The following is a 10,909-nucleotide window of genomic DNA, read 5'->3' as shown; positions in this document are numbered from 1 at the left end:
AAAATGGGACGTTCACAAGAGCATAACGAGTTAGATCCATATGTAAAGTATGGCGTCTTTAGGAAAGCCTTTTCAAATGTCAACATGTTCAAGAGTCAAGGGAACTATCTAGCTGCACATATGCTGATATTTTCAATTCTTGAAGATAGAGTTACAGCAGCTTATGTGACTTGCTATCGTGCATTGAATGATAAGAATCCACCACAGTTTGAAGACCTAAAAAAGATTGCATTCAGAAACATGGTTGGCAATCTTCTTGCGATGGGAGTTTTTGATGAAACAATTGCAGAGAAAATCAATTCTGTAGCTATGAAAAGAAATCAATTAACACATGAAATGATGTGGCGATTAGATTGCTTCAAAGAGGAGAATGTTGACGAGGTTCGAGCACTCATCAACGAAGTTAACAAAATGAGTAGACGTTTCGCAAAGAACCATGAAAAAACTGATTCAGTTTAGCGATGGACAGAGAAGAAATAAATGACACATAAATTCACACATCCAACTCTTGAGAAGCTCTACATACAGTCACTTACTGAATCTGAACTGTTAGTTTATTTTGATGAAAAAAGTAAAGAAACATCGAAGTTTTTATCTTGGAGGTTGGCGTTTGAGTTAGATGAAGAAGTCTTCTCAACGCTGTTCTCTCGAAAAAGTGAAATTGTTGATGTTGCTCTTTCTAAGATTGCAAATCGCACACAGACAAAACATTTGTTTGAGCGTTACAAGAAGCTAGTCAACGTTAACGGAGTTGATAGTTTTTCTTTGCCACTTACGATTGCAATCGCACTTCTTGGCAATCCCAATACTTTTTGTTGGTCACACTCGCAGTCTGAAGAGTTCTATTTGATGCGCCAATGGCTTTATCACGAAGCAGAATTGGATGTTCTCGATGCAGTGATAAAAAATTTGAACGCTCCACAAGAGATGTTTAAGTCAATTCTTCGAAGAGATGAATTGTTAACTCAAATAAGTGAAGAACGTTACCTAGCTATTCTCCACAGAGTTCTTATTTCATCAAAGATTGGTAAGTCTGCTGAGGATAATTTCGACTATGACATGTCACAACATGACTTGATTCAACTTGCTTGGGAAAGCCTCTTGAAAGTTAGTCAAAGCAAACAATCAGCTTTCTATGTGAGGGATGCAATTCAGAATATCGCACCATTCGAAGTAAGTTGGACATTTGCAAAAGAACGTGGTCTTGATGAGGATCAATCATGGTCAGCAAAATCACAGGAATGCTATCTTGAAGAGTTCCTAAAGAATTGGACTCCTAAAGAAGAGGCTAGTGAGGACAACAAATACTTTCAAGATGACTGCTATCAAATCAGAGTTTCTTTGATAGAGAGAATACCTAACTACTTAATGAAGAGCCATAAGAAAAAGATTTTTTCTCTTAAAGATGTTGCTTATAGAGTTGGTTTTTATAAATCCATCGAGTCGTACGCAGTAACAATTGATGAGCTTGAGTACTACTTGAAGACTGATGGAAGAGTTTTTTTGGCAGCAGTCTTAGATAACGATTCATTCTTCTTACGAGCATCAGCACAAAAACTTCTTTGGTTACAGCAACAGATTAATGACTTTGTTGAAGAAGAGGACCTAGAAGTATGGGAGACACTAACATCAATATTTCTTAGACGTTTTGAAGCGCTTGGGAAAAGTAACTCACATCTGTACTTTGATGGTAGCGTCTACGACATACAAGTTCAAGTTGAAAGAAAAGCCAAAGCGAGTGAGAAAACTGAAGACGAGCTTCGACTCACTACATCGTTTGAACATCTTCAGAAGATTAAAGGAGATATTTCTGAGATGAGTGATGCACTCAGCGATTCGACTCATAAAAAACTCGTAAAGAAGTATGCTGAGATGTTCGAAATACTTTCGAAAAGAATTGGAGAAAGTGATTCGAAGAGAGCTAATGATGAGCAAGTAATCTTTTCAAAGATTGAAGATGTGAATTCTCAAATGAAGAAGTACTTCCTAATCATGTGTGTTGTAGTCGTTGCTGCGAGTATGATTTTTTAAGAATTCTCAAGAAAGTAACTCAACAGCGTTTCTCATGCTCTTAGGAGAGACCTCGTAATAGAGCATGGTCGTCTGCAACTGACGATGACCCAAAATCTTCTGAATGATTTTTGGGTTCACTGACTGTTCACAAAGTTGCGTAGCTCCCCAACGCCTTCCACTGTGGCTCGAGGCTCCATTTATTTGGCAGTCAGAAAAAAGTTTTGTGAACCATTGGCATAAAGTATTTGGGGAGAAACCTCGCTGAGTGTTCTTCTGCGAGCCAAACAGTGCTTTGCTTGTGTCAGTCAAGTTCAGCACTTTCAAGTCCTTGTCTTTAAGTCCAAATCTGACACTCAGATAGCTCTTGATTTCGTCTTGCAGTTTCGTTGGGAAGTAGACAGTGCGACCTCGTGAACCTTTCGTCTGAAATGGTTTCAGATAGACCTCTTCTTTGATTGAGCCATCTTCAGCGAGTACATCTTTGATTGTGAGACTTGCAATCTCACCAACTCTCATGCATCCAAAGAAACTGCAATAGACGATTGCTTTGTTTCGTGCGTGATGTTTCTTCTTTGCGATGTGCAGAAGAATTTTGCGAAATTCAGAGGGGGTGAGAATCTTTGCTTGTGACATGTTGTTCCTTACTAATCTAACTATTTATGAGCTAGACGTTATTCCCAAACATTTGGTTCAGCAACCGAACTCCAATTCCCATGCCTTTTCGTTGGGAATCAACAAGCTGTTTTGGTTATCTTTACTTATCTGTATTTCGTTTGATTTTTTTGCTCACGAGCGATTTGAGACACGCACAAGTCCACTGTAACTCTGAGTCATCTCAGTCAGAAGAATCGCTTGTAGTTGGATTTGAAGCGTCTGTGAGTGCGTGTGAGTCGTCACAGAAATCTGTTGCTATAAAAATATAGTAACAAAGACAATCATAAAGTTTCACCTTTCGTGCGTGACTCGTTAAATCCAAGCTAGAACGCTCCCACGCAGCTCTGCCGTATATGGTCCGTATACGAATGAAATAGCTCGTGTGTGGCGTCTTGTATTGAGTCCTATCTATGGTTGCTGAAATACACAACAACACGATTTCGCCATTCCTACCATTTCACTCTGCAAGATGAATGAGTGTCTACCTCGTACAACGGAAATCTTGAACGAGGCTAGGAATGATTTGGAGATGGGTTCAAAGTTGAGTACATGAACTCAACACAAAACCTTCAATCTGAACTCAGTCAATTCATTGGAACTGAAAAGTACTATCGCATCACTCAGCGTCACTTGCTAACTGATGGAACTAAGTATCTTGCTGAACAAGCAAAGTGTTTTTGGTTTTTTGATGCGATTGCGTCACATCTGCCCAAGTACTTCAACGACTACTTCTGCGTAGCTCGTCTTACAGTCCAAGACTCAAGTGCTGAACTTGTGATTGATGATGGAAATGACAATGTGTACGCTCGTCAGAAGATTGAGTACACAGACTTTCCATTAAGTGAAATCAAGCTGTACTGTCAGTTTGATGGTGAGTATTGGGTCATCATGCTCACTAGCGAGTACTGAATTTACTTTGCCCTTGTTCTTTTACCCAAAACGACAACTGCAAGAACACACAAAGCAAATCCAATGTTCATAGCTGTGATTTGCTCGTCTAGTAAGAAGTACGCTCCAACAAGCGTCAAAAAGGGTTGAAGTAGCTGAACTTGACCAACCCTTGCAACGCCCCCAAGTGCGATTCCTCTGTACCAAAAGAAGAATGCAATGTACATAGAAATCAAGCCAACATAGACGAATGAAATGATTGCTGATGTAGACACAGCACTGATTTCAAAATCTATGTACTGATAAGTCAAGAAGATGTTTATGGGTAGTGTCAGAACAAGTGCCCAACTTATCACATCAACAGAACTCATTTCCTCACTGAGTTTTCCCCCTTCGCTGTAACCAATTGATGCACTAGCGATTGCAACGAACAAAAGCCAATCTTCACTAGCAAGACCACCACTTCCATTTAGTGATGCATAAGTGATGACTAGCAAACTGCCCATCACTGCTGTTATCCAAAACGCTAGTGATGGACGCTCGTTAAAGCGTAGTGCTCCAACAACTGCTGTTGCTAGTGGAAGCACACCAAGAACAATTCCTCCATGCGCTGATGGAAGCGTTTTCATAGCGAGAGATACAAATAGTGGAAATCCATAAACAACGCCAAGTGCCATTACGCTCAAGCGTATTAACTGACTTTTTGTGGGAAGTTTTGGCTTTGTGAATGCAAACAGCAGTAGCGCACAAATTCCACCAAGTGATGACCTACCAAATGTCACGAAGTATGGACTTAATTCTGCAACAGCAATTCGTGTGAATGGGAGTGTCAGACTGAACATCAAGACTCCAATGAAGCCAAGTAACATTCCTTTTGTCTCGTTAGTCTGCATTTAGTCTCCAATTCGTTCTTGATTTTGACTGTTTACCTAGATTGTATCAATCATTCCTTTGTCTTCAACAGCTCTTTGTTTGTTTTGGTGTTCTAAAAGAAAAAGACAAAGGAATACTAATAAAGAGTCTACAGACTCTTTCTGACCCAATCTAAGCGAGATTCACCCAAGAATAGACTGAGACGAAGTAGGCACAAGAACACTTTCCCAATCAATCACTTCTTTTTTGGGAAACATGCATCGTTTCGTGTTGTAACCAAGCCATCCTTCATCTCTAAACAGCTTGACCTCATTGTGGTATCCACAGAATCGTGTCTGTAGCCAACAATCCAAAATTTTGGTTGCTGCCACTTCCATTCTGTTGTCGTCAACTCCAATCGTGCAGTGAAAGTGTGGAATCTTTCCTTCTTCAATTCCTTCCAAACAAGGAATTAAAAGTAATCTTTCACCAAAACGCTCTGCTGACTTACCAAAAAGACTTCTACTCAAAAGACGCCCAAAGTACTTCATTTCTTTCTTGTACATCTTTAACAAATATGGATTGTTTAACTTCATTTCCATTTTGTTTTTTTCCAAAAATGATTGAATTTTGGTTGGATCAAATGTCAGTGTTACTGCATGTGTTGCTAAGTCCTTGTGAGTCAACATCCATTGATAGTGTTGTTCTTTGTACTTGGCAACATTTGTCCAAAAATCACTGTTAATTTGGTCGCTTAGAGTAGTCATAAGACTATTTATGCCTAACCAAATAATTCCATAAAAAAACCAAATACTAGATGTTGTAAATGGATAGGAATAAATGGTAAATGGGCGAAAAATCACTCTGTCTTTAACAATACATGGAGTGATTTATGTCTTCAATCTTGTCTTCCTTGAAGTTGACTTCTGCAAAGCGTCAACAAGTGTCCAACCCAATTGAGTTTCGTCGTCAAAAGTTGAGCAACAAACTGAAAGAGCAAGTAGCTCTTGCGATTGCGCTGAAAAATGGTGTGACATACACAGCAAAGCGTCTGCGTACTGTCACTGACTCAGATGGAATTCGTCAGACTGTAGAAGTGTCTAAACGAGTCAAGCCACTTTGGTTCACACAGAACAATAAAGTGTTTGTGCAAGTGAAGTACGGTTCTAAAGTTGTTCCACTCACAGCGAAGGGTGACAAGAACTCAGTTGAAGTGTCTAACGCTGATGAACTGATTCAAGTTTTAGAGAAGCTAGACCAAGCTGTTCTTGGTGGCGAACTTGATACAGCCATTGAAATTGCTAGTGAGTCTGTACGAGCAAGATTCACTAAGTAAAAAAGAGCGTCTTAGACGCTCTTTTTTCTGATTTGATTTCTTCATAAATACATATATGAGACTTCACGAATTTACATCACCCCTCAAGACTTTCATAGCGAAAGTCAAGCTGAAGAATGGCTCAACTGTCACAGCTTCAGAGCGCACAGATTCACTCAATTCTGCGAGGATGCTCTTTCAACACAAGTTTGGTGACAAGAATGTGTTCTCAGTCACTCAAGTCAGTGACAGTGTGATTGACGAGGGAACCAAAACGCTCAGTTCGCAAGAACTTCAAGTCAAATCACTTGCTGACCAAGAAGCCAAGCTGAAACAACAGAAGAAACAGCTTGTCGCTAGACAAGCATTGACCAAAGCACAAGCGAAGATGCGAGACGCAAGCGCACCTTTATCAGTTCAAAGCTAGACATCTATTTGTGCCCATAGCGTTTCTGAAGTGCTTTGACATGCTCAACATCAGTCATTTCACTGATTTCCAAACGAGCTGTCTCAATGCGCCCAACTGAGAACTGAACTCTGTTCAGTGACAATAGTTCTTCAGTACAGCTATTCAAGTAATCAATCAGCATTGGTAAAGTGAAGACATTACTTGGCATGTCTGTTTTGAACTCAGCATCACCACTGAAAACAACAACTGACTTGATAGCTTCTTGAGGCAAGAAGTCTAAGAGTTCTCTGACTGCAACAACATGACGATGGTTTTGATAAATTGGGTTCTGAAATTTGAACTTTGCTTTGAATAAAACTTGTGTCCAAGTCTCATGCTTGGGATTCGCAAATATCCATCCCTTGTAGTTCTTAGTCTCAATCACGAATACGCCATAGCTTGAAACCAAGATATGGTCTATCTGTGTCGTGCTCTTGCCATGCTTCAGCGTAATGTGATTTAGAAGGTGATAGTTGGGTGAATGGAAGTGCTTCTTTATCGCTTTTCTCACGAGCAATTCGCCACGATTTTGTGATGAATAGACTCTGTGTGCGCTGTAGCCTAAAGTAAAGCCAATTGATAGCGAAAGTAATGTGAGGTAGATTGGATTCACGATTCTTGTTCGTTAGCTGTTTCTTGACTGCTCATTGCTTGCTTACGTTTCGCCCATGCACTTACGAGCATGTAAGTGCAAGCAATAAATGGAATTAAGTGTCCAATTGATGCGATGTAATGATTTGGGAACATCCAATATGCAACGCCTTGCAAAGTCATTAGTGCACCAAGCCCAATGAACGCAATGGACACAAAACCAAAGTACTTTGTCTTTGGAATTAACAAACCAACAGCACATAGAAATCCAACAACTACGCCTAAGAACAAGTTCTCCATCATTGGGATTCCAATTGAGTCACTCTCCATTGGATAAATCTCTTTTTCTAAGTTGTCAAACAAGACTCTAGAAAGTACTTCATTGCAAATCAGCCATGCAACTACAAGTAGAAGTAGCTGATAGCGATGTTTGATTGGCTTGAAATTAGAAAGCCAAGATGAAATTGACATGATTCTGCTAGTGATTAATTTGATGACTGTTGAGTAAGTCTAAGCGTCATTTCTCTAACTATATTTTTATAGTTAGCAACATAGATTGTGTAGCCCAACCCCAATGCTCAAGTGAGTTAAAATTCGATGGAATTCTTTAACAACGACTGACACCGAATTGATGCTAAGTTGGCGATGGGATTGATTCCTAAGTACAAGGAAAAAGTTTAATAAACTGCACATTGACTACACAAAAAAGACCATGTCTCTCGCGAGCCAATGTTCATGCAGTCTGCAACGCTTCTCCCTGTACTCGAAATCAGGCGTGGTGGCAACATCACCGTGGGTTCGAATCCCACCTTCTCCGCCAGTACAAAGACCTCAAACCTGCTCAGCAGGCCTTGAGGCAGCCTCAGGCCCCGCACCATGCGGGGCTTTTTGCTTTGGGCTCCTGACTGTAGCCTGCACCATTGGCCCGGGAAAGGCGTCTCAAACTCCGTTTGTCTCAAAACCTCATGACTTTTTCGGACTTGGTTCCGAGCCGTGAATTTGCAGGTTTCTGCAAAACGGGCTTTGAACCAAGTTGAATGAAATTTCGTTGTTGAGGGTTTTTTGGATTTGCTTACCTTAAGCAGACCAACTAAATGAAGCTTTTTTATGGCGGCCGCTATGAGTAGTGCCCCGTGGCTGGATGAGCTCAGATAGCAACTCGCCACCTGCTCAAGCGCGTAAGCAAAGTGCTCACATTGATCAGGGGTCAACTTCTCAATGATTTCTGACATCCGAGCCTTCATGACTTCCTTGCCGAACATGATTTCAGTTGGGTGTGAGGACACAGTAATAGGCAACACAACCGTGGGCAGCGATGGCTCAGTCTTTATACAGATGGGTAGTTTCAGCTCGGACGGAAGCACCAAATTGGGAACCACGGCGACCGGGTTGGGGGCTGTATTTAATCAAGACGAAGAAGATCGCTTCTGAGGAGATAGCTGTCAACTGAGAATTATTTATTTGCTTGTTGCAAATTTAACTGCGACCTAAGCCAATTGGCGCAGGTGCGCGCATAACAATTTTTGTAAATAATCGGTCATAAACTGGAATTCTTTGAATTCTTTCAGACAACGGATCAGTATTACTTTGAAACGCTGAATCTAGCTTTTCCCAATCTTCATCAGTCAATAATTTCAGAGCTTCTGGGATGATGAGTGTATCCTCACGATTCATATGATCCATGTAAAAGTCGATGTAATTCAATGCTTCTTTTTCAAACTCTTGACGGCGTGATTCACCTAACATTTCCCATGCGGCAAGTAAATGTTGCAACTCGCGAACGGCTGGTTCACCTGTCTCGTGATCTTTTTCGAGTTTTTCAATGACAGCAGCACACTGAGCCGAACGAGCTGCTAGAGGCGGGAACAAAAGAGTTGACTCTTTGATGTGATGTTGTTTTTCAGGGATTTCATCAATATAAAAAAGCATGGCCCTCATGACATCAAAAAAAGCTTCGGGACTATTTTGAGGGCCGCGTTTTATCATCATCCTTATAGATTGCAATACTGAAGACAATGACGCGTGTTCTTCATTGATGATTCGTATGCTGATGTGCTGCATGTTTAACTCCTCGGTTATATAGATTGAATTGAAGTGTTTGTCATAACAGGTGTGAGTAAAAAATTTATCAGATCGGAAACCTTTTTAATTTTTTCGCCAAATGGGAGTGTCCCTGCACCTCTGAAGAAAAGCCCTTTTTTCATATCTCCTTCCAATGCGTGACTCAATTGCTGATCAATGCAAAACTGACCGATGTTTGAATCGCCATCACGCAAGCCACAATGCTGTAAGCAGTCAAACGACATATTGCACTTGTTTTTTTGATGAGCTCTTTCTTGAAGAATTGGCAATATGCGCAAATACTTATCTAACCACGGCGTTCGAACCGCTCGAGCGGGTAGTCCTGCAACACTTAAAAATTCAACTATGTCCTGCGGTCTAGCTTGAGCCAAAATTTCCTTAAAACCCTGTGAAGCATCGCACTCTTGAGTTACTGCAAACGCTGTTCCTAGTTGGACGCCGCTTGCGCCCATGCTTTGAAGACGCAAAATCTCAGCGTGACTATTGATACCGCCAGCAGCGATAAGTGGTATCTGCTGTTCAATGCCTGAAGCTTTGAAAAATTCAAGAATTTGAGGAATCGCAACGTCGAACTCAAAACGTGAATCGCGAAGATCAGCTACCTTTGCTGCCCCTAAATGACCGCCTGCTAATCTGGGATTTTCAATGATGATGGCATCTGGTAATCGTCCTTTCTTTTCCCACTTCCGAACAAGAAGTTGAACACCACGCGCATCTGAAAGAATCGGGATCAATGCAAGCTCTGGATGATCTTTTGTTAGCTCAGGGAGATCTAGTGGCAGACCTGCTCCAACAACCAGTGCATTTGCCCCACTTTCGATAGATTGTTTGATGTAGCCCTCATAGGCACTTAGCGCTTTCATGATATTGACGGCTATCCAGCCTTGACCATTCGAATTAAACTTGGCAGTTTTAATTTCGCGGTCAAGCCCTTCAAGGTTTGCAGCATCAATTTGAGCCCGCGCATCGGGCTCTTTATCCAAATGACCTGTTCTCATCATCAAATCGGCATGGCGGCGCCGTAAATCAACTGAGGAAATAGTTCCCATACCACCTAATTTGGCAACTGCAGATGAAAGGCCGGAGGCTGAAACACCAACGCCCATGCCCCCTTGAACTATTGGTAATAGTGTTTTACCCTTAATAATTAGTGGCTTCAAACCTGCAGCTTCAGTCTGGTTTAACCAATAAGTTGTGTCTGAGGTCATAAGAAGTCTCCTTGAGATGCTGAGTCTTCTTAATGGCTTTGCGATGCTATGGGTTCAAACATTGGAAACAGGAGATTGTTTTCAGTATGAATGTGTTCTATGAGATCTTCAGTCAAGCGCGCAGTTCCAGCATAGAGGGCTTGCCATGTATTGCATGCGCCGACTGGTGGTTGGTGGTTAGACGTTAAATTAGCTAGTTTTTCGAGCTGCGTTCCGTGGTTCACATGTTCGTGCCTCATCATGCTGATCGGGTGCACCACCATAGGGTTGACTTCTTGTTTGAGCATAGGGAACAGGATCTGCTCCTCTTTTGCCATGTGGTCCAGCAGTTCTTGTTCCATGGCTTCTAGGTGGACGGCTAGGCCTTGAGGTACTTGGGGATGATCCCGGTGCACGGCCTCGACGCGGCGCGCCATTCGGATTAGCTCGGTAAGTTGTTGCCGATGCACCTCGTGGTAGCGCTGCAGGATGTGGTCTATCAGTTCCCCGGGCGTGGGGGCCTTTGTTAGTTCGGCCTTGTGCTCCAGCGCCTGGATGGCTTGTATCACCAGCTCGGTGTCTAGCCCTTTGTCGGCACAAGCTTTGGCAAGGGGCTGTTGTCCGCCGCAGCAAAAGTCGAGCTTGAGCTTTCGAAAAATGGCGGTCGCACCAGGAATCTGGACGGCGATCGAGCCAATGCTTTGTTGGGACTGGATGGGTAAGGTCATGGTATTTCCTTTAAAGATTCTTTTGAAATGAATCTATTATGCATTAAGATTCATCTGGTCTGAATGTTTGCCATGATGATCTTCAGGTTTTTGCCGTGCCCTGCGCTGGTATTTGGACGCCAAATGAAGTCAGCTGTTGGATTTGTCTGGA

12 protein-coding genes are annotated in these 10,909 nt (G+C 41.9%); 4 read left to right on the top strand and 8 right to left on the bottom strand.

The genetic code is table 11. The features are described 5' to 3' along the window. The first annotated feature begins 3 nt into the window (after positions 1–3). Both AMM03_RS04850 and AMM03_RS04845 read left to right on the top strand, forming a co-directional pair. The gene (locus AMM03_RS04850; RefSeq protein WP_194942782.1) at positions 4–459 is read left to right on the top strand and encodes a hypothetical protein; all 456 of its coding nucleotides are present in this window, start codon (positions 4–6) and stop codon (positions 457–459) included. Positions 460–480: 21 nt separating this feature from the next. Then, positions 481–2,031, top strand: coding sequence for a hypothetical protein (locus AMM03_RS04845; protein ID WP_090129377.1), 1,551 nt, complete (start codon positions 481–483; stop codon positions 2,029–2,031). A gap of 6 nt (positions 2,032–2,037) precedes the next feature. Here AMM03_RS04845 and AMM03_RS04840 read toward each other — a convergent pair whose 3' ends face one another. Next, the gene (locus tag AMM03_RS04840) at positions 2,038–2,646 is read right to left on the bottom strand and encodes a tyrosine-type recombinase/integrase (RefSeq protein WP_090129376.1); all 609 of its coding nucleotides are present in this window, start codon (positions 2,644–2,646) and stop codon (positions 2,038–2,040) included. A 570-nt stretch (positions 2,647–3,216) separates the two neighbouring features. Here AMM03_RS04840 and AMM03_RS04835 point away from each other — a divergent pair. Next, complete coding sequence (locus AMM03_RS04835) at positions 3,217–3,576, top strand: DUF6876 family protein (RefSeq protein ID WP_090129375.1); 360 nt, start codon at positions 3,217–3,219, stop codon at positions 3,574–3,576. 2 nt (positions 3,577–3,578) lie between these two features. Here the strand turns inward: AMM03_RS04835 and AMM03_RS04830 are convergent, their stop codons facing one another. Then, positions 3,579–4,448: a DMT family transporter gene (locus AMM03_RS04830; protein ID WP_228764568.1), complete on the bottom strand. Its 870-nt coding sequence runs from the start codon at positions 4,446–4,448 to the stop codon at positions 3,579–3,581. Between the two features lie 162 nt (positions 4,449–4,610). After that, entirely contained in the window at positions 4,611–5,174 is a 564-nt protein-coding gene (locus AMM03_RS04825; protein ID WP_090129374.1) for a hypothetical protein, read from the bottom strand. Between the two features lie 125 nt (positions 5,175–5,299). Between AMM03_RS04825 and AMM03_RS04820 the strand changes: the two genes are divergently transcribed. Continuing rightward, entirely contained in the window at positions 5,300–5,743 is a 444-nt protein-coding gene (locus AMM03_RS04820; protein WP_090129373.1) for a hypothetical protein, read from the top strand. Between the two features lie 410 nt (positions 5,744–6,153). On the opposite strand, the gene AMM03_RS04810 is transcribed toward AMM03_RS04820, so the two are convergent. The 5 genes from AMM03_RS04810 to ytfE form a co-directional block, all read right to left on the bottom strand. Beyond that, positions 6,154–6,783, bottom strand: coding sequence for a nuclease-related domain-containing protein (locus tag AMM03_RS04810; RefSeq protein WP_228764567.1), 630 nt, complete (start codon positions 6,781–6,783; stop codon positions 6,154–6,156). Next, positions 6,780–7,232 carry a hypothetical protein gene (locus AMM03_RS04805; RefSeq protein ID WP_194942781.1) on the bottom strand — a complete coding sequence of 151 codons (453 nt, stop codon included), beginning with the start codon at positions 7,230–7,232 and terminating at the stop codon, positions 6,780–6,782. Before AMM03_RS04805 ends, AMM03_RS04810 begins: the two co-directional genes overlap by 4 nt. Positions 7,233–8,237: 1,005 nt before the next feature. After that, a complete protein-coding gene (locus tag AMM03_RS04795) occupies positions 8,238–8,822 on the bottom strand; it encodes a hemerythrin domain-containing protein (RefSeq protein ID WP_090129368.1) in 585 nt (194 codons plus the stop codon). A 14-nt stretch (positions 8,823–8,836) separates the two neighbouring features. Next, entirely contained in the window at positions 8,837–10,051 is a 1,215-nt protein-coding gene (locus AMM03_RS04790; RefSeq protein WP_090129367.1) for an NAD(P)H-dependent flavin oxidoreductase, read from the bottom strand. Between the two features lie 29 nt (positions 10,052–10,080). Further along, the gene (ytfE, locus tag AMM03_RS04785) at positions 10,081–10,758 is read right to left on the bottom strand and encodes an iron-sulfur cluster repair protein YtfE (protein WP_090129366.1); all 678 of its coding nucleotides are present in this window, start codon (positions 10,756–10,758) and stop codon (positions 10,081–10,083) included. Between the last annotated feature and the right edge of the window lie 151 nt (positions 10,759–10,909).

The organism is Limnohabitans sp. Rim11, assembly GCF_001269365.1.
GTDB lineage: Bacteria > Pseudomonadota > Gammaproteobacteria > Burkholderiales > Burkholderiaceae_C > Limnohabitans_A.
Note: the sequence above shows the minus strand (reverse complement) of the source record. Positions and strands in the feature narration are given on the sequence as shown.

Excerpts from the sequence above, each read along its gene's own strand:
- AMM03_RS04830 (WP_228764568.1), bottom strand. The coding sequence starts at position 4,448 with ATGCAGACTAACGAGACAAAAGGAATGTTACTTGGCTTCATTGGAGTC.
- AMM03_RS04805 (WP_194942781.1), bottom strand. The coding sequence starts at position 7,232 with ATGTCAATTTCATCTTGGCTTTCTAATTTCAAGCCAATCAAACATCGC.
- AMM03_RS04840 (WP_090129376.1), bottom strand. The coding sequence starts at position 2,646 with ATGTCACAAGCAAAGATTCTCACCCCCTCTGAATTTCGCAAAATTCTT.
- AMM03_RS04825 (WP_090129374.1), bottom strand. The coding sequence starts at position 5,174 with ATGACTACTCTAAGCGACCAAATTAACAGTGATTTTTGGACAAATGTT.
- AMM03_RS04820 (WP_090129373.1), top strand. The coding sequence starts at position 5,300 with ATGTCTTCAATCTTGTCTTCCTTGAAGTTGACTTCTGCAAAGCGTCAA.
- AMM03_RS04795 (WP_090129368.1), bottom strand. The coding sequence starts at position 8,822 with ATGCAGCACATCAGCATACGAATCATCAATGAAGAACACGCGTCATTG.
- AMM03_RS04845 (WP_090129377.1), top strand. The coding sequence starts at position 481 with ATGACACATAAATTCACACATCCAACTCTTGAGAAGCTCTACATACAG.
- ytfE (WP_090129366.1), bottom strand. The coding sequence starts at position 10,758 with ATGACCTTACCCATCCAGTCCCAACAAAGCATTGGCTCGATCGCCGTC.
- AMM03_RS04790 (WP_090129367.1), bottom strand. The coding sequence starts at position 10,051 with ATGACCTCAGACACAACTTATTGGTTAAACCAGACTGAAGCTGCAGGT.
- AMM03_RS04850 (WP_194942782.1), top strand. The coding sequence starts at position 4 with ATGGGACGTTCACAAGAGCATAACGAGTTAGATCCATATGTAAAGTAT.
- AMM03_RS04835 (WP_090129375.1), top strand. The coding sequence starts at position 3,217 with ATGAACTCAACACAAAACCTTCAATCTGAACTCAGTCAATTCATTGGA.